General features: G+C 55.1%; 14 protein-coding genes and 2 pseudogenes. 10 read left to right on the top strand and 6 right to left on the bottom strand.

Translation table 11 applies throughout. The features are described 5' to 3' along the window. The first annotated feature begins 25 nt into the window (after nt 1-25). The 3 genes and pseudogenes from prmA to fis all read left to right on the top strand — a co-directional run bounded on the left by prmA (nt 26) and on the right by fis (nt 2,621). Nucleotides 26-910: a 50S ribosomal protein L11 methyltransferase gene (prmA, locus tag O1V66_RS15415; protein WP_045048307.1), complete on the top strand. Its 885-nt coding sequence runs from the start codon at nt 26-28 to the stop codon at nt 908-910. A 426-nt stretch (nt 911-1,336) separates the two neighbouring features. Further along, nucleotides 1,337-2,303: pseudogene (gene dusB, locus O1V66_RS15420) on the top strand (tRNA dihydrouridine synthase DusB). Nucleotides 2,304-2,324: 21 nt separating this feature from the next. Next, nucleotides 2,325-2,621 (top strand): DNA-binding transcriptional regulator Fis, encoded by a 297-nt coding sequence (gene fis, locus O1V66_RS15425; protein WP_004097144.1) that lies wholly within the window; start codon nt 2,325-2,327, stop codon nt 2,619-2,621. A gap of 110 nt (nt 2,622-2,731) precedes the next feature. On the opposite strand, the gene O1V66_RS15430 is transcribed toward fis, so the two are convergent. After that, on the bottom strand, nt 2,732-2,953 hold the full coding sequence (locus O1V66_RS15430) for a hypothetical protein (protein ID WP_045048306.1): 222 nt from the start codon (nt 2,951-2,953) through the stop codon (nt 2,732-2,734). Nucleotides 2,954-3,473: 520 nt separating this feature from the next. Here O1V66_RS15430 and lpxP point away from each other — a divergent pair. The 5 genes and pseudogenes from lpxP to O1V66_RS15455 all read left to right on the top strand — a co-directional run bounded on the left by lpxP (nt 3,474) and on the right by O1V66_RS15455 (nt 9,061). Further along, nucleotides 3,474-4,400, top strand: coding sequence for a kdo(2)-lipid IV(A) palmitoleoyltransferase (gene lpxP, locus O1V66_RS15435; protein WP_045048305.1), 927 nt, complete (start codon nt 3,474-3,476; stop codon nt 4,398-4,400). 473 nt (nt 4,401-4,873) lie between these two features. Beyond that, nucleotides 4,874-5,900: pseudogene (locus O1V66_RS15440) on the top strand (amino acid ABC transporter substrate-binding protein). A 93-nt stretch (nt 5,901-5,993) separates the two neighbouring features. Beyond that, on the top strand, nt 5,994-7,172 hold the full coding sequence (locus O1V66_RS15445) for an amino acid ABC transporter permease (RefSeq protein WP_045048303.1): 1,179 nt from the start codon (nt 5,994-5,996) through the stop codon (nt 7,170-7,172). 9 nt (nt 7,173-7,181) lie between these two features. Further along, nucleotides 7,182-8,291, top strand: coding sequence for an amino acid ABC transporter permease (locus tag O1V66_RS15450; RefSeq protein WP_045048302.1), 1,110 nt, complete (start codon nt 7,182-7,184; stop codon nt 8,289-8,291). An 8-nt stretch (nt 8,292-8,299) separates the two neighbouring features. Further along, nucleotides 8,300-9,061 carry an amino acid ABC transporter ATP-binding protein gene (locus O1V66_RS15455; RefSeq protein WP_045048301.1) on the top strand — a complete coding sequence of 254 codons (762 nt, stop codon included), beginning with the start codon at nt 8,300-8,302 and terminating at the stop codon, nt 9,059-9,061. A gap of 64 nt (nt 9,062-9,125) precedes the next feature. On the opposite strand, the gene O1V66_RS15460 is transcribed toward O1V66_RS15455, so the two are convergent. The 4 genes from O1V66_RS15460 to O1V66_RS15475 all read right to left on the bottom strand — a co-directional run bounded on the left by O1V66_RS15460 (nt 9,126) and on the right by O1V66_RS15475 (nt 14,308). Continuing rightward, entirely contained in the window at nt 9,126-10,772 is a 1,647-nt protein-coding gene (locus O1V66_RS15460; protein ID WP_045048300.1) for a Na+/H+ antiporter, read from the bottom strand. A 213-nt stretch (nt 10,773-10,985) separates the two neighbouring features. Further along, the gene (locus O1V66_RS15465; protein WP_045048299.1) at nt 10,986-12,353 is read right to left on the bottom strand and encodes an NCS2 family permease; all 1,368 of its coding nucleotides are present in this window, start codon (nt 12,351-12,353) and stop codon (nt 10,986-10,988) included. Between the two features lie 358 nt (nt 12,354-12,711). Continuing rightward, complete coding sequence (locus tag O1V66_RS15470; protein WP_045048298.1) at nt 12,712-13,380, bottom strand: glutathione S-transferase family protein; 669 nt, start codon at nt 13,378-13,380, stop codon at nt 12,712-12,714. 67 nt (nt 13,381-13,447) lie between these two features. After that, nucleotides 13,448-14,308 carry an inositol monophosphatase family protein gene (locus O1V66_RS15475; RefSeq protein WP_241481422.1) on the bottom strand — a complete coding sequence of 287 codons (861 nt, stop codon included), beginning with the start codon at nt 14,306-14,308 and terminating at the stop codon, nt 13,448-13,450. A 230-nt stretch (nt 14,309-14,538) separates the two neighbouring features. On the opposite strand from O1V66_RS15475, the gene O1V66_RS15480 reads away from it, so the two are divergent. Both O1V66_RS15480 and O1V66_RS15485 read left to right on the top strand, forming a co-directional pair. Beyond that, nucleotides 14,539-15,594 (top strand): ABC transporter substrate-binding protein, encoded by a 1,056-nt coding sequence (locus O1V66_RS15480; protein WP_045048296.1) that lies wholly within the window; start codon nt 14,539-14,541, stop codon nt 15,592-15,594. Next, a complete protein-coding gene (locus tag O1V66_RS15485) occupies nt 15,594-16,307 on the top strand; it encodes a substrate-binding domain-containing protein (RefSeq protein WP_045048295.1) in 714 nt (237 codons plus the stop codon). The genes O1V66_RS15480 and O1V66_RS15485 overlap by 1 nt, the downstream gene beginning before the upstream one ends. On the opposite strand, the gene O1V66_RS15490 is transcribed toward O1V66_RS15485, so the two are convergent. Next, complete coding sequence (locus tag O1V66_RS15490) at nt 16,304-17,161, bottom strand: PA4780 family RIO1-like protein kinase (RefSeq protein ID WP_269127897.1); 858 nt, start codon at nt 17,159-17,161, stop codon at nt 16,304-16,306. The genes O1V66_RS15485 and O1V66_RS15490 overlap by 4 nt on opposite strands. Between the last annotated feature and the right edge of the window lie 56 nt (nt 17,162-17,217).

A 17,217-nucleotide genomic window follows, 5' to 3' on the forward strand; every position in this document is an offset into this window, starting at 1 on the left:
AACATATTGTTAGAAGAGAATGGCTATGCCCTGGATCCAACTGAAAATCAATACCAATGCGCAGGACGCGGAGACGCTGAGCGACGCGCTTATCGAAAGCGGCGCGGTTTCCGTGACCTTCCTCGATACCCATGACAATCCGGTCTTCGAACCGCAGCCGGGCGAAACCCTGCTGTGGGGCGACACTGACGCCATCGGCCTGTATGACGCCGAAACCGACATGGAAATGGTGGTGGCTATCCTGGAAAACGAGCCGCTGCTGGGCAAAGGTTTTGCGCACAAGATTGAGCAGCTCGAAGACAAGGACTGGGAACGCGAATGGATGGACAACTTCCACCCGATGCGCTTTGGCGAGCGTCTGTGGATTTGCCCGAGCTGGCGCGACGTGCCGGATCCGACGGCGGTCAACGTGATGCTCGACCCCGGTCTGGCCTTTGGTACCGGCACGCATCCGACCACGGCGATGTGTCTGCAATGGCTCGACGGACTGGATCTGGCCGGCAAGACGGTCATCGATTTCGGCTGCGGCTCCGGCATTCTGGCGATTGCCGCACTGAAACTGGGTGCCGCAAAAGCCATTGGTATCGACATCGACCCGCAGGCCATCCTCGCCAGCCGCGACAATGCCGAGCGTAACGGCGTGTCTGAGCGCCTGTCGCTGTATCTGCCAAAAGATCAGCCCGAGAACCTGTCTGCCGACGTCGTAGTCGCCAACATCCTTGCAGGCCCGCTGCGCGAACTGGCACCGCTTATCAGCGTACTGCCGGTGGCCGGCGGCTATCTGGGTCTGTCCGGGATTCTGGCGAGCCAGTCGGCAAGCGTGGTGGAAGCCTATGCCGACACCTTTACGCTCGATCCGGTCGCCGAGAAGGAAGAATGGTGCCGCATTACCGGCGTCAAGAAAGCCTGATTATTGTGCTACAGAAAGGGGAACGCTGTTCCCCTTTTCTTCCGCTGCCCTGTTTCTGCCGCCCCGCCTGCTTTTTTTACGCTTTTTTAGTGCGTGTCTATTCAGTCCAACTGGTCATTTTTTAGCAAAACTGCGAGTTACATCACGGAAAAACTGCGGTTATTGCTACTTAAAACATCAATTTTCACCTTAGATTACGCTGTTTGAAAGCGCTTAATCAGCGATAAGTCACTAAATTATTCAAGCGCACTTTTTGAACATTATCGCTTAACTATTTGTTAAATAACATTAATATAAATAATGTCGACGTTAAGTAGATGTAAAGGTGCTTTTTATTGAGCAATTGGTTAAAGTTTGGCCTTTCATATCCTGTAAAAAATGCGTAATATACGCGCCCTTGCGGACTTCAGTATGGTCTTTCCTAGTATGCGCATTGGACACCACCAGCTTACAAATTGCCTGATTGCCGCCCCAATGGCCGGTATTACAGACCGACCGTTTCGTGCCTTATGTCATTCAATGGGGGCTGGAATGGCAGTATCCGAAATGCTGTCCTCTAATCCAGAGGTCTGGCGGACGGATAAGTCGCGTTTGCGTATGGTACATAGCGACGAAGCAGGGATTCGCGCCGTGCAGATTGCCGGCTGTGACCCTGAAGATATGGCCGCCGCCGCCCGTATTAACGTGGAGGCAGGGGCTCAGATCATTGACATCAACATGGGTTGCCCAGCCAAGAAAGTGAACCGCAAACTGGCAGGCTCTGCGTTGCTTCAGTACCCGGAACTGGTTGAACAGATCCTGAGGACCGTCGTCAATGCAGTGGATGTGCCAGTCACGTTGAAAATTCGTACTGGTTGGGATCCGGAAAACCGTAATTGTATACAAATTGCCCAATTGGCTGAAGACTGTGGCATTCAGGCCCTGACGATTCATGGCCGAACCCGTGCCTGCCTCTTCAATGGAGAAGCAGAGTACAACAGTATTCGGACAGTTAAGCAGAGTGTCTCCATTCCGATTATCGCGAATGGCGACATAACTGACCCGCATAAAGCCAGGGCGGTGCTCGACTACACTGGGGCTGATGCTCTGATGATAGGCCGCGCCGCTCAGGGGAGACCCTGGATCTTCCGGGAAATCCAGCATTATCTGGACACAGGGGAGCTGTTACCGCCGCCAGCACTTGGGGAAGTACAGCGCTTGATGATAGGGCACGTACGGGAACTGCACGACTTTTACGGTCAAGGCAAAGGATTCCGTATCGCCCGTAAGCACGTCTCCTGGTACTTACAGGAACATGCCCCGAATGACCAGTTTCGGCGCTCCTTCAACGCCATAGAGGATGCCAGCGAACCAGCTGGAGGCGTTGGAAGCATATTTCGAAAATCTTGCGTAACAAAAAAGAGCTGACAGAACTATGTTCGAACAACGCGTGAATTCTGATGTACTGACCGTTTCTACCGTTAATTCTCAGGATCAGGTAACCCAAAAACCCCTGCGTGACTCGGTAAAACAAGCACTTAAGGGCTATTTTGCTCAACTGAATGGTCAGGACGTCAATGACCTGTATGAGCTGGTACTGGCTGAAGTTGAACAGCCACTGCTGGACATGGTGATGCAGTACACCCGTGGCAACCAGACTCGTGCAGCCCTGATGATGGGTATCAACCGCGGTACTCTGCGTAAGAAATTGAAAAAATACGGCATGAACTGATACTAGTCAGTTGATGTATTGAAAAAAGGCGCCTCTATCGCGAGATAGGGCGCCTTTTTCTTTGGGTGCACGCTCAGGTGATTCAGGCGTGCACCCTGCTGTCCTGACGATTAGCCGTGACGAACCGGTTCGTGCTTGACGATAACTTCGCGCTTCGGTACCGGGTGATGCGGCTTGGGATGATGCTTGACCACGTGGTGCACCGGCTTTTTCACGATAACCACACGCTCTTGCGGCTTGTGGTTATTCATCGGGCCTTCGGCGTGGGCGGTTGCCAGTACGGCATTGCTTGCCAGTACGGAGAAGATCAGGGCTAAAGTCGTTTTTTTCATGGGGATTCCTTGGCGTTAATAGACTGCGATACAGCGTGCAGCATTGAATATCGGCCACAGAATGCAGAACTAACAGCATGAAATATCCTAAAAAAATCGACCTTACGAAAAATTTACGCTAACCACTCACGGCACTTACCTGCTTGAAAACTCTTTTACAGTTAATCGAATGATTATGCCGATTTGTTAACCTTCTATGCAGTTCCAATTTTACAAATGGACATAATAGGTGCGTAAACTTTGCACTATTAGGATGATTCCCCTCTCTGTAAGGATAAGCGACCGTGATATAATCCCTGCCAAGAGTCGAATTCGCCCCGCCAATCGCCTACGGAAAGCCTTTTAGCCCCGCGATGCCCGCCCTTTAATGTAGATATTCGTAAATATTGTCGGAATAAAAAGATTCTGTACAACTTATGCCCGAAACGGGAGTCCGACTATTTGCAAACCAAGCATGTATCGCGATTAAGCTTTGCCCTACGCGTTACGCAAATTCACTCATATTGATGATTGAAATTACATGATCGCTCCAACTCAAAGATTCAAAAAATCATTCCTGCACCCACGCTACTGGTTTACCTGGTTTGGCCTGGGCGTTCTGTTTTTGCTGGTCCAGCTGCCCTATCCGGTCCTGTATCGTCTGGGCGTCTGGCTCGGCCGCACTTCCATGCGCTTTCTCAAACGCCGCGTGTCCATTACCCGTCGCAATCTGCAACTGTGCTTTCCCGACATGGACAGCTCGCTGCTCGAAAGCAAGATAGTCAGCAATTTCGAATCCCTCGGCATGGGTCTGCTCGAAACCGGCATGGCCTGGTTCTGGTCCGATGCCCGTGTTAAACGCTGGTTCGACGTCAGCGGTCTCAACAATCTCAAACTTGCCCAGCAGAACAAACAGGGCGTGCTGATTATCGGCGTACACTTCATGTCGCTGGAACTCGGCGGTCGTGCAATGGGCCTGTGTCAGCCGATGATGGCCATGTATCGCCCGCACAACAACAAGGTGATGGAGTTCGTGCAGACCTGGGGCCGTATGCGCTCCAACAAGGCCATGCTCGACCGCAAAGACCTGCGCGGTATGGTGCATGCCCTGAAACGCGGCGAAGCAGTCTGGTTCGCGCCCGATCAGGATTACGGCCCGCGCGGCAGCGTCTTCGCCCCGCTGTTTGCCGTCGATCAGGCAGCGACCACCAGCGGCACCTTTATGCTGGCTCGTCTCGCCAAACCTGCGCTGGTTTCCGTTGTACTTGTCCGTAAGCCTAAAGGCGCAGGCTACGAACTGGTGATTCAGCCCGAGTTGAAAGACTATCCTATCGACGACGAGCTTGCGGCCGCCGCCTATATGAATCGCGTCGTCGAAAAAGAGATCATGCGCGCGCCCGATCAATACCTGTGGTTGCATCGCCGGTTCAAGACCCGCCCAGAAGGTGCGCCGTCCCTGTATCTCTAAGCGGTAAACGTCCTGTCATTACCCGGCCTCGCGCCGGGTTTTTTATGCCTTCTCTTCTCCCCCGCTCCTGCTGCCCCGGAATGTGCAGAACTGCATCATGATGTGTCGTGATCCTTCTGTATGCCGCCTGACATTCACACCATCAATACATTTTCCTACGAAATATTACCGGATGTTATCAACTAGCCATTCGTTGTTTACGCATTAATCAAATATTGGAACATTGCGCACCATTTTGCAGCAAAGCCATTTACAACGCCCCAATTTAGGTCAATAAATCTCCTTGTCGGTATTAATGTTACTGGTCAATATCGTCGCGGTACTTGATTACTAAGCCTTTTCAATGTTGGCACTCCCTTTGCTTTAGCCGTCTTGCTCGCACGATTCAGAGCTGAGGGCTTTGCCCCATAAATAGACAGGGTGCTCCGGCACTCGAAAATAATAATTTTCGCTCTCGCCTCACAGGACGATTTATGAAAAAAATATTGCTCTCAACCCTGATTGCCGCTGCAAGTCTTGTCACTCTGGCCGGACAGGCCCAGGCAGGCACGACTCTGGATACCATCAAGAAAAACGGCTTTATCAAATGTGGTATCAGCGACGGTTTGCCAGGCTTCTCTTCCAAGGATGATAAAGGCAACACCACCGGTCTGGATGTCGACGTATGTCGCGCCGTGGCCGCGGCGGTATTTGGTGATGCCACAAAAGTGAAGTACACCCAGCTCACGGCAAAAGAGCGTTTTACCGCGTTGCAGTCAGGTGAAGTCGATGTGCTCTCCCGCAACACGACCTGGACCTCATCCCGCGATGGCGGCATGGGCATGATCTTCGCCGGCGTCAACTACTACGACGGCATCGGTTTCCTGGCACATAAAAAAGCCGACCTGAAAAGTGCGAAAGAGCTCGACGGTGCAACCGTCTGCCTGCAGGCCGGTACCGATACCGAGCTGAACGTCGCCGACTACTTCAAAGCCAACAAGATGTCCTTCACGCCGGTGACCTTCGACCGGTCGAGCGACAGCGCCAAGGCGCTGGAATCAGGCCGTTGCGATACCCTTTCTTCCGACCAGTCCCAGCTTTATGCGCTGCGCCAGTCGCTGAGCAAGCCGGATGATTACATCGTTCTGCCGGAAGTCATCTCCAAAGAGCCATTGGGTCCTGTGGTTCGTCGTGGTGATGAAGACTGGCTGGAAATCGTTCGCTGGTCGCTGGTTCGCCATGCTGAACGCCGAAGAAATGGGCGTGACCTCCAAAAACGTCGAGGCGATGGCAGCCAACCCGACCACGCCAGACATGAGCAACCTGCTGGGTAAAACCGGTAAATACGGCGAAGACCTCAAACTGCCAAACGATTTTGTGGTGAAAATCGTGAAACAGGTGGGGAACTACGGCGAGAGCTTTGACCGCAACGTTGGCGAAGGCAGCCCGCTGAAAATCAAACGCGGCCAGAATGCGTTGTGGAACAAGGGCGGTATTCAGTACGCACCACCGGTTCGTTAATTCCTGCCGGCAAGCGGCGCGCCACCTCATCCCTGGCGTGCCGCTTCCAATCAAAACTGAAACACCCGAATTACCGCATACTGAGGCTGTCCTATGTCGCAACGCCCAACCCAAAAAGTCGCCTTTACGCTGCGCAATCCTGCGGTTCGTGCCTGGCTTTATCAAATTTTAGCGGTCGTATTACTGGTCGCCTTTTTGGGCTACCTGTTACACAACACCATTACCAATCTAACGACGCGAGGGATCACCTCGGGCTTTGGTTTTCTCGATCGCGGTGCCGGTTTTGGCATCGTCCAACACCTGATAAGTTACGAGGAAGGCGACACCTACGCGCGCGTCTTCCTGATTGGCCTGCTGAACACGTTGCTGGTGTCGGCGCTCTGTATCGTGTTTGCCTCTCTGCTGGGTTTTATCGTGGGTTTGGGACGACTCTCAGACAACTGGCTGATTCGCAAACTCTGTACCGTCTACGTCGAAACGTTTCGTAATATTCCGCCGCTGCTGCAAATCTTCTTCTGGTATTTTGCGGTACTGCGCAATCTGCCGGGACCCCGTCAGAGCCTGAATGCCTTCGATACGGTCTTTGCCAGCAACCGCGGACTTTACCTGCCTTCGCCCGACATGGCCGCCGGTTTCTGGCCGATGATCGTGGCGTTGCTGCTGGCCGTCGGCGGCATTCTGTTCCTCAAGCGCTATAACCACTTCCGCCAGATTCATACCGGGCTTGTGTGGCGTATCTGGCCGTGGTGCCTCGCGATGCTGGTGCTGTTCCCGGTGGTTGCGCAGCTGATTTTCGGCCCGGCGCTGCATTGGGATATTCCAAAACTGCGCGGCTTCAACTTTGGCGGCGGCATGGTGCTGATTCCGGAACTCGGCGCGCTGACGCTGGCGCTGTCCGTGTATACCTCGACCTTTATCGCCGAAGTCATTCGTTCGGGCATTCAGTCGGTTTCTCATGGTCAGCATGAGGCGGCGCGGTCGCTTGGCCTGCCGAATCCGGTCACGCTGCGCCAGGTTATCCTGCCGCAGGCGATGCGGGTGATCATTCCGCCGTTGACCAGTCAGTATCTCAACATCGTCAAAAACTCCTCGCTGGCGGCCGCTATCGGCTATCCGGACATGGTGTCGCTGTTTGCCGGTACGGTGCTGAACCAGACCGGGCAGGCCATCGAAACCATCGCCATCACCATGTCGGTTTACCTGATTATCAGTTTGGTGATCTCGTTCCTGATGAATATCTACAACCGACGCATTGCGTTGGTCGAGCGTTAAGGGAAACGAATGACGATGACAACACTCCCTCAATCCGTCAGAGGTGCCAAAGCCGGTACGCCGGTCGGCCGCGCCGTACAATGGGCGCGCAAGAACCTGTTTTCCAGCTGGTTCAACAGCCTGCTGACCCTGCTTTTCGTCTGGCTGCTGTGGGAACTGGTCCCGCCGCTGCTGAACTGGGTCATCTTTCAGGCCAACTGGGTCGGCACCACGCGCGCGGACTGCACCAAAGAAGGCGCGTGCTGGGTGTTTATCCACGCGCGATTTGGCCAGTTCATGTATGGCCTCTACCCGATTGATCAACGCTGGAGAATCAACACTACGCTGATTGTCGGCCTGCTGTCGCTGGTGCCGATGTTCCTGTCGGCCATGCCGCGTCGCGGGCTGTACATCGCCTGCTGGGCCGTGGCGTTTCCGGTGTTTACCTGGTTCATGCTGTATGGCGGCTATTTCGGGCTGGTCCGCGTTGAAACCTATCAATGGGGCGGCCTGACGCTGACGCTGGTGATAGCCGCCGTCGGTATCGCCGGTGCGCTGCCACTCGGCATCTTGCTGGCGCTGGCGCGGCGTTCCCAACTGCCTATCGTGCGCGTGCTGTCGGTGATTTTCATCGAGTTCTGGCGTGGCGTGCCGCTTATCACCGTGCTGTTTATGTCCTCGGTGATGCTGCCGCTGTTTATGAGCGAAGGCACCAGCATCGACAAGCTGCTGCGCGCGCTGGTCGGCGTGGTGCTGTTCCAGTCTGCCTATGTCGCCGAAGTGGTGCGTGGCGGTTTGCAGGCGCTGCCAAGAGGACAGACCGAAGCCGCCCAGTCGCTGGCGCTCGGCTATTGGCGCACGCAGATGCTGGTCATTCTGCCGCAGGCGCTGAAGATGGTCATTCCCGGTCTGGTCAACACCATTATTGCGCTGTTCAAGGATACCAGTCTGGTCATCATCATCGGCCTGATGGACTTTTTCAGCAGCGTACAGCAGGCCACCGTGGCACCGGAATGGCTGGGCATGTCGACCGAAGGCTATGTCTTCGCCGCCGCCGTTTACTGGATTTTCTGTTTTAGCATGTCGCGTTATAGCCAGCATCTGGAAAAACGCTTTCACACCGGGCACTCCGCACACTGAGGTATAAAATGACCGACCATAACGTCATTGAAGCTAAAAAAATGATGATCACTCTGGAAGACGTCAACAAATGGTACGGACAGTTCCACGTGTTGAAAGGCATCAACCTGAACGTCTCCGCCGGCGAACGTATTGTCCTCTGCGGGCCGTCCGGTTCGGGCAAGTCGACCACCATTCGCTGCATCAATCACCTCGAGGAGCATCAGCAGGGGCGCATTGTGGTGGACGGAACCGAACTCAACGACGACCTGCGCAATATCGAGCGCATCCGTACCGAAGTCGGCATGGTGTTCCAGCACTTTAATCTTTTCCCGCACCTGACCGTGTTGCAGAACTGCACGCTGGCACCTTGCTGGGTGCGCAAGATGCCCAAGAAAGAGGCGGAAGAACTGGCGATGAAATACCTGCAACGCGTGCGGATTGCCGAGCACGCGCACAAGTTTCCCGGTCAGCTTTCCGGTGGACAGCAGCAGCGTGTGGCGATCGCCCGCTCCCTGTGCATGAAGCCGAAAATCATGCTCTTCGATGAGCCGACGTCGGCGCTGGACCCCGAAATGGTGAAAGAAGTGCTGGATACCATGATTGGACTGGCGGACGAAGGCATGACCATGCTGTGCGTTACGCACGAGATGGGCTTTGCCCGTACTGTGGCCGATCGGGTTATCTTTATGGATCGCGGCGAAATCGTCGAACAGGCACCGCCCGAAGAGTTCTTTGCCAACCCGAAATCTGCGCGTACCCGCGAGTTTCTGGCGCAGATTATTCACTGATTCATCGAGGCAAAAAAAGCCCGCCAGTGCAAACCGGCGGGCTTTTTCGTTTATCGAATCAAGGTCAGACTTCTTTTTCGACCAGTAACGCTTCCAGCAGGTCGAGATCATGAAGCAGCTTTTGCAGCGTTTCGTTGCTGATTCGCTGTGTCGCGCGCAGATGGTAAAGCTCGCCTCGCTCCGCACGCAGCGCCGTCAGTCGGAAACGGCGTTCAAGGTTTTCAAGCATCAGCGCGTTTTCGATATCATCCTTGCCGACGGTGCGTCGACGTAGATTACCGACGACCCGTGAACTTATCTCTTTCAGGGTCTGCTCGTCGATATTCTCCTCGGAATCGGCCGCCAGACGCTCTTCCATCTTGTGCAGGCTTTCGATTGCCACTTCCGCAGACACGGAACGCGCCATGCGCTCTTCTTCACGATAGGACGATTTATCGACCTTCACACCGCGCAGCAGGAAGGGTAACGCGACCACTCCGGCAATCAGGGAGAACAGGATGACCCCGGCCGCGAGGAAGACCAGCTGATAGCGCGACGGAAACGCCGTGCCGTCAGACAGGAACAGCGGAATCGACAGCACACCGGCCAGCGTAATCGCCCCGCGCACACCGGCAAACGAAGCTATCCACAACTCACGGGTCGAGAAATCACCAAACATCAGCGGACGCTTTTTCAGCAGGCGATTGCTGAAGTTTTTCATCAGCCACAGCCAGGCAAAACGCAGCAGCAACAGCGCAAAATAGATGATGCCGACATCGGCAAACAGGTGCCAGGTCACAATGCTCGGGTCATGCGTTGCCTGATCCAGCGAGCTTTCAAGAATGCCCGGCAATTGCAGACCCAACATGATAAACACCATGCCGTTGAACACGAACTCCAGCATCGCCCAGACGCTGTTTGCACGCAGGCGCATCGCCAGCGGCGCGTTGCGGATAATCCCCGACTGACTGATCGTCATACCGGCGGCCACGGCGGCCAGAATACCCGATACGCCAATATGTTCGGCGATCAGGTAGGAGGCGAAAGGCAACAGCAGCAGCAGGACGATTTGTGTCGCCGGGTCATCGCCACTCCAGCGGCTCATGATGCGTAGCGATTTACTGTACAGCCAGGTCACGGCCACACCGGCCAGCAGGCCGCCAATCGCGACTTTCAGGAACTCTACCGTCGCGCCGGACACGGTAAACACCATCGTGCCCATCGCCACCGCAATGGCAAATTTCAGGGAGACCAGACCCGACGCGTCATTCATCAACGCCTCGCCTTCAAGGATGCCCATGATGGATTTTGGAATGCGTCCCTTGCCCACAATGCCCGACAGCGCCACGGCATCCGTCGGCGACAGCACCGCAGCCAGCGCAAATGCCGCCACCAGCGGGATATTCGGCACCATCAGGTAAATTAGATAACCGACGCCGATAATGGTGACCAGCACCAGCGCCAGCGCCAGACCCAGAATTTCGCGGCCTTTGTGCAGGAATTCGCGCATTGGCGTCTTCCAGCCATCGGCGAACAGCAGCGGCGGGATAAACAATACCAGGAACAGTTCGGGGTCAAAATCGACGTGAAGACCAAAGTTCGGCCAGGCGAGCAAGGCACCTACGGCGATTTGCATGAGAGGAAGTGGGACCTGGAACGGCAACATCCTGGTAACGACACCGGAGAGCGACACCACCAGAATCAAAATCAGAATGGTAAAAAATATTTCCATGCTTTCCTTAGACTCTTGTTTTTAGTTAATGCTTGAAGCAGGACGCAGGCAGAACCTGCACGACACTTTGATAGTAATTCATTTCTACGACGGAGAAAAATTGCAGATTTCTGAATCTGAATTGTAAGGCTTGTTAACAAATTTTGTTGGGTTATGAATGCGGCAGGAGTGTGTCAACGCCCCTCAAGCATGAGACTCGAGGGGCTTCAAAAGTTAAAGCGCCCAACCGCCTGCGTAGAACGCAACCAGCGCGACGGCGATGATAACGGTGCCGAGATTGAGCTTGCGCCATTCACCGGAGAAGAGACGGCCCACGACCAGTGAGCTGAAGCCCAGCATGATGCCGGTGACAATATTGCAGGTCAGCACGATGAATACCGCACACAGCAGGCCGGACATGGCATCGACAAAATCACTGAAATCCAGCTTGGTGACATTGCTCAGCATCAGCAGGCCGACATACATCAGCGCAGGCGCCGTGGCGTAGGCCGGCACCAGATACGAAAGCGGCGACAGGAACAGCATCAGCAGGAACAACACGCCGACAACGGTTGCCGTCAGACCGGTTTTACCGCCTGCCGCCGTGCCTGCGGCGGATTCGATATACACCGCCGCCGGTGCTGCGCCTACCAGACCGGCAAAAATGCTGCTCACCGAATCTGCGGTCAGCGCTTTGCCTGCATTGATTATCTGCCCGTCTTTATCCAGCAGATTGGCCTGACCCGCAACCGCGCGGATAGTGCCCGTCGCATCGAACACGGCGGTCATGACCAGCGCCAGAACGCTCGGCAAAACCGCGCCTTTCAGTGCGCCCATGATATCGAGATTAAAGAATTCTGAATGGCCGTTGGCATCGGTCAGAGAAGGCATGGCGAACAGGCCCTGATACTTCACCGCGGGATCGAAAATCAGGCCGATTATCGAAATCGCGATGATAACCAGCAGAATGCCGCCCGGCACGCGCAGTTTCTCAAGCCCGAAGATTACCGCCAGACCCAGCAGCGTCATCACGACCGGAAAGGAGGTAAAAGCGCCAAGAGTGACCGGCAGGCCGTCGAGCGGATTCTTGATAACCAGACCCACGCCGTTGGCCGCCACCAGTAGCAAAAACAGGCCGATACCAATACCGGTGCCATGCGCCACACCGGCGGGCAGATTACGCAGGATCCACGAACGAATCCCGGTAACGGAAATAATGCTGAACAGCACGCCCATCAAAAATACTGCGCCCAGCGCAACCGGCACGCTGATGTGCTGGCCGATAACCAGACTAAAGGCGGTGAACGCCGTCAGCGAAATCGCGCAGCCGATAGCCAGCGGCAGATTGGCCCACAGACCCATCAGCAGAGAGCCGAATCCGGCGACCAGACAGGTCGCGACAAACACGGCGGCTGGCGAAAATCCGGCCTTGCCCAGCATCGACGGCACGACGATAACCGAATAGACCATCGCCAGAAAGGTCGTCAGACCGGCGATGATTTCCTGACGCACGTTGCTGCCGCGCGCACTTATCGAGAAGAAAGCATCAAGCGATCCTTTAGGCGTCACGCTGCCGCCCGCTTGAGACTGTGGTTGAGACATGGTGGAGTCCTCTGAATGTGCTACTGAAATGCCTGCGTGGTCATTATGAAATCGTTTCTTGTCGTTCGCTTCCCTACCCGGCTAAAGGATGAATGCAGCCAATCTTCGGCGTGAACGTCGAAAATGGGCTGCATAAAGCCAGGGCAAACGCTTAACGCTCATCGCATACGGCGGTTTTTAAAAGTCGTGGATACGGCTAAGCAAACGATTATCCAGCTATTAATGCTCTGCTTTCAACTGTGTTAGCGATGTTTTTCAGATTTCCGTACGTTTTGAAGACATTTCGGCTAAAAAGTTGTGCTGGAATAACTTGCAGCGGGAGGTCGGGGCCGATTCCCGACCCCTTAACCTACAATATTCAGCGGCCAATCTGGTAGGGACCGCCCTGTTTCAATGCCTGCTGATAGGCGGGACGCGCTTGAATGGTTTTCAACCAGCGTTGCAGATGCGGGCATTTTTCGATGGGACCCCGCGAGGCCAGCGCTTCGATGGGGAAACTCATCTGGATATCCGCCGCACTGAAACGATCGCCTGCGAACCAGGCATTCCTGGTCAGGTGATCTTCAAGATAGGCCGCGTGGGTCGCGAGTTGTTTATCCAGAAACTGCTGCTGCACGCCTTTGCCGATGGCACCGGCGAGAGGACGAATAAGCAGCGGCACCGGGGGTTTTCCGAGCTTGCCGAAAATCAGCTTCATCACCAGCAGCGGCATCAGGGAACCTTCCGCATAATGCAGCCAATAACGATATTGCAGACGTGAAGGCGCATCGTCGGGCTTGAGCGCGCCCAGCGGGTCGTAGGTTTCCTGCAGATATTCGATGATGGCACCGGACTCGGCGATAACAAGATCACCATCCTGCAATACAGGGGATTTGCCCAGCGGATGAATCTTCTTGAGTGCGGGCGGTGCCAGCATGGTTTTTTCGTCGCGCTGGTAGCGCTCGATAGTATAAGGCAGCTGCAACTCTTCGAGCATCCACAGAATTCGTTGGGAACGCGAGTTGTTGAGGTGGTGAAGAATAATCATGCATTCCGCTCCAGAGTGTCGAGTCAAGTTTGCTGTTAACTATAGACTACGGCGCGGCGAGCCCGATTTAGCGTGGCGAAAGATCAGGCCACAGCGGTTTGACGGCGGCCATCAACGACGGCGTACCGCAGGCTATGGACAGATGACGAATGCCTTCATCGCCGAAATTGACCACCGTTTCCAGCCCGGCTTCCTGACACAATACAGCGCCGCCTGCAATGTCCCAAAGCGTGGTGCGGCGCTGGAGATGGCCGTCGAGAATGCCTTTTGCGGCGAACACCATCCCGACCGTCGTACAGTGATAGCAATGCACCGACCAGTCAGCTTCGCGCAGGCCGCGATAGAAGGCCGCCGCTTCGCCGAGCTTATCGTCTGCGCTGTCGCCAAGCGAAAGTACCTGCACGTCTGCAAAGCGGTTGTCACGGGTAAACGGCTTGCCGTTGAGGAAAATCCCCTTGCCACTTTCGGCAGCAAACAGCTCGTTCAGCACCGGCAACGCCACGACGCCCAGAACGGGACGATGACGTTCCACCAGCCCGAGCGAAACGCCCCACAGCGGCGATCCGCGCAGGAAATTGGAGGTGCCGTCGATAGGGTCGATAACCCAGCAGGCACGATCGCTCAACTGTCCGCCCATCTCTTCGCCGATAACAGGATAGTCTGGAAAATAATGACTTAGCTGCTGGCGGATGAAGTTTTCAACCGCCACATCCGCTTGCGACACAAAGTCTTGCGTCCGTTTACTGCTGACATCGATTTCATCGCGGCGCGAAAAGTAACCCAGCGCCAGTTCGGCCGCCTGTGCGGTAATCTGGCTGGCAATACGCAGACGTTCGGAAATGTCGGTTTTCATCATTCGTGTCCTTTTCTGTTCATCGACAATGCCACCCTCCTGCCACGGCAGACGGAAGCCAGATTGCCGAGCCACGGTACAAAGATCCGCAGAGCAAAATGTGTTTACAGGGAAAGTAACATTACATGGCTTTGTGACCGTTTGGCCCATAAATGATGAACAAAAAATGACAGCAAATTGTCGGCCCGTTTGTGATGTTCAGAAAGCAGACAGCGCTATATAATAAAAAATACAACGTATAACGAGGTTTTCCCTTGAACACTTTTCTAGAAAAATTCCCCGCCAGAGGCAAGCTTGTATCGTGCATGGTACTGGGTACCTTATTAAGTCTGAGCGCTTTTTCCTCGATGGCGGCAAGACAGATAACCGATCAACTGGGGCGTCAGGTAACGATACCGGATCAGGTTGACCGCGTCGTCGTGCTGCAACATCAAACGCTCAACTTGCTGGTGCAGCTCGATGCCACCTCAAAAATCGTGGGTGTCATGGCTAACTGGAAGCAGCAACTCGGCGACGGTTATGCGCGCCTTGCGCCCCGCTTGCTGAAAACGCCGGCGCTGGGGGATTTAACCCACGTCGATTTGGAAAGCCTGGTTGCTCTGCATCCTCAGGTCGTTTTTGTCACCAACTATGCGCCCAAAGAGATGATTGAGCAGATTTCGCAGGCCGGAATCGCGGTCGTGGCTATCTCGTTACGCGAAGACAAACCGGGTGAAGCCGACAAGATGAACCCGGAGATGACCGATGAGGAACAAGCTTATAATCAGGGACTTAAAACTGGCATTACGCTGATTGGCGAAGTGGTGAATCGCCAGAAACAGGCGGCTGCACTGATTGACTACACCTTCGCCCAGCGCAAACTCGTGAGCGATCGTCTGCAATACCTTCCCCCGCAGCAGCGGATTCGGGTCTATATGGCCAATCCCGATCTCGGCACCTATGGTTCCGGAAAATACACCGGCCTGATGATGAATCATGCAGGCGCGCTTAACGTTGCGGAATCGACGGTCAAGGGATTCAAGCAGGTCAGCATGGAACAGGTGATCGCCTGGGATCCGCAGGTGATTTTCGTGCAGGATCGCTATCCGAGCGTCGTCAGGGCGATCTCGCAAGATCCCAAATGGCAGACGATCGACGCGGTTAAACACCACCGCGTCTACCTGATGCCGGAATACGCCAAGGCGTGGGGCTATCCAATGCCCGAAGCGCTGGCGATTGGCGAACTGTGGATGGCGAAAAAGCTTTACCCGCAAAAGTTTGCCGACGTGGATATGCAAAAACAGGCCGATGCCTATTATCAGCGCTTTTATCATACCGATTATCGGGAAAACACGCCCGCAACCGGTGAGCCAAAAACCTGATGACGACGCTCAAGGTGTTGGCCGCGGGCAGTCTGCGGCCCGTGTGGCAACCGCTGATGGAAAGCTTTCGGCAAAGTAGCGGAATCAAAGTGCTGACCGATTTTGGTCCGGCCGGTCTGCTGCGCCAGCGTATCGAGCAGGGAGAAAGGGTCGACCTCTTTGCGTCCGCCAATTTGGCGCATCCGCAAAGTCTGCTGGCACAGGGCGTCGCGCAACGCGTCGAGGTGTTTACCTATAACCGATTGTGCCTGACGGTGGCAAAGGACAGGGTCGCCGATGACCTGCTGTGGCTCGATGTCTTGCGCCATCCCGATGTCCGGGTAGGCACCTCTACGCCCCATGCCGATCCTTCCGGGGATTACACCTGGCAGCTGTTCGACAACATCGAAAAAACGCACGCCGGGGTTGGCGAAAGGCTGCGGCAGACAGCGCTGCCGTTGGTGGGTGGCCCGCACAGTGCTGCGGTGCCGCCAGGCGAGCTTGCGGCGGCGTGGCTTGTTCGCAGCGGGCAATGCGAGGCGTTTATTGGTTACGCCAGCTATGCCCGCAGGCTGGCAGCCTGTGCCGATGTGCGAGTGCTAGATATTGCGCAGGCGTACAATGTTCGCGCGGAGTATGCCTTTGCGCAGTGTCACGAGCGGGCAGCACCGCTGTCTCAATTTCTTTTAACGACAGCGGTGAGGGAGAGGTTACGGCTGGAAGGTTTTGGCTAGGTGCCTACTCGCGTTTCTTTCAACGCGCGCTGGCGATCGTAGTATTCATCTTCGGCGGCGGTGATTTCGTCCAGCAGAGAGTCAACGTCGGCGGTATGCGTTTCTTCGGCAAAATCACCGCTCAGAATGCTTTGCGGGGTCAGTTTACCCTCTTCATACAGCGCCCAAATCTCTTTGGCGTAGCGCGTTTTCAGCAGCTGCGGCGCAAACTGGCCGTAAAAATCGGTCATGTTGTTGACGTCGCGCTCGAACATGGATTCCGCGTGGTTATTGGCGGAGGCATCGACGGCCTGTGGCAAGTCGATAATCACCGGCCCCTGCGCATCGAGCAACACGTTGAATTCGGACAGGTCACCGTGAACAATCCCGGCGCACAGCATACGCACGATATTGCGGATCATTATCTCGTGCCCTTCCAGCGCTTCCTGCTCGGTAAAGGTGACATCGCTCAGGCGCGGTGCCACCAGCCCTTCACCGTCGGTGATAAGCTCCATCAGCAGCACGCCATCAAGGCAGATATAAGGCTGCGGCACACGTACACCCGCATTGGCTAAACGAAACAGCGCATCAACCTCGGCGGTCTGCCAGGTCTCTTCCTGCTGCTTGCGACCAAATTTAGAGCCCTTTTGCATCGCACGCGCACTGCGGCTGTTGCGTACCTTGCGCCCTTCCTGATACTGAACGGCTTGCTTGAAGCTCCGCTGGGTGGCCTCTTTGTAAACCTTGGCGCAACGGATTTCCTCACCGCATAAAACGGTGTACACGTCGGCTTCTTTGCCACTCTTCAGTCGACGGACCACATCATCGATCAGGCCGTCATCCACCAGAGGTTGGATTCTATTTGGGATTTTCATGCAGCCTTGTACCTTATTTATGCGTGCGAGGGAATCACCCCGCACGAAATTCCTTT

Origin of the sequence: Rouxiella chamberiensis, from assembly GCF_026967475.1 — a bacterium.
Classification (GTDB): Bacteria; Pseudomonadota; Gammaproteobacteria; order Enterobacterales; family Enterobacteriaceae; genus Rouxiella; species Rouxiella chamberiensis.

What these genes read in the sequence shown, in the direction of transcription:
- prmA (WP_045048307.1), top strand. Translation starts at nt 26, where the DNA reads ATGCCCTGGATCCAACTGAAAATCAATACCAATGCGCAGGACGCGGAG.
- fis (WP_004097144.1), top strand. Translation starts at nt 2,325, where the DNA reads ATGTTCGAACAACGCGTGAATTCTGATGTACTGACCGTTTCTACCGTT.
- O1V66_RS15430 (WP_045048306.1), bottom strand. Translation starts at nt 2,953, where the DNA reads ATGAAAAAAACGACTTTAGCCCTGATCTTCTCCGTACTGGCAAGCAAT.
- lpxP (WP_045048305.1), top strand. Translation starts at nt 3,474, where the DNA reads ATGATCGCTCCAACTCAAAGATTCAAAAAATCATTCCTGCACCCACGC.
- O1V66_RS15445 (WP_045048303.1), top strand. Translation starts at nt 5,994, where the DNA reads ATGTCGCAACGCCCAACCCAAAAAGTCGCCTTTACGCTGCGCAATCCT.
- O1V66_RS15450 (WP_045048302.1), top strand. Translation starts at nt 7,182, where the DNA reads ATGACGATGACAACACTCCCTCAATCCGTCAGAGGTGCCAAAGCCGGT.
- O1V66_RS15455 (WP_045048301.1), top strand. Translation starts at nt 8,300, where the DNA reads ATGACCGACCATAACGTCATTGAAGCTAAAAAAATGATGATCACTCTG.
- O1V66_RS15460 (WP_045048300.1), bottom strand. Translation starts at nt 10,772, where the DNA reads ATGGAAATATTTTTTACCATTCTGATTTTGATTCTGGTGGTGTCGCTC.
- O1V66_RS15465 (WP_045048299.1), bottom strand. Translation starts at nt 12,353, where the DNA reads ATGTCTCAACCACAGTCTCAAGCGGGCGGCAGCGTGACGCCTAAAGGA.
- O1V66_RS15470 (WP_045048298.1), bottom strand. Translation starts at nt 13,380, where the DNA reads ATGATTATTCTTCACCACCTCAACAACTCGCGTTCCCAACGAATTCTG.
- O1V66_RS15480 (WP_045048296.1), top strand. Translation starts at nt 14,539, where the DNA reads ATGGTACTGGGTACCTTATTAAGTCTGAGCGCTTTTTCCTCGATGGCG.
- O1V66_RS15485 (WP_045048295.1), top strand. Translation starts at nt 15,594, where the DNA reads ATGACGACGCTCAAGGTGTTGGCCGCGGGCAGTCTGCGGCCCGTGTGG.
- O1V66_RS15490 (WP_269127897.1), bottom strand. Translation starts at nt 17,161, where the DNA reads ATGAAAATCCCAAATAGAATCCAACCTCTGGTGGATGACGGCCTGATC.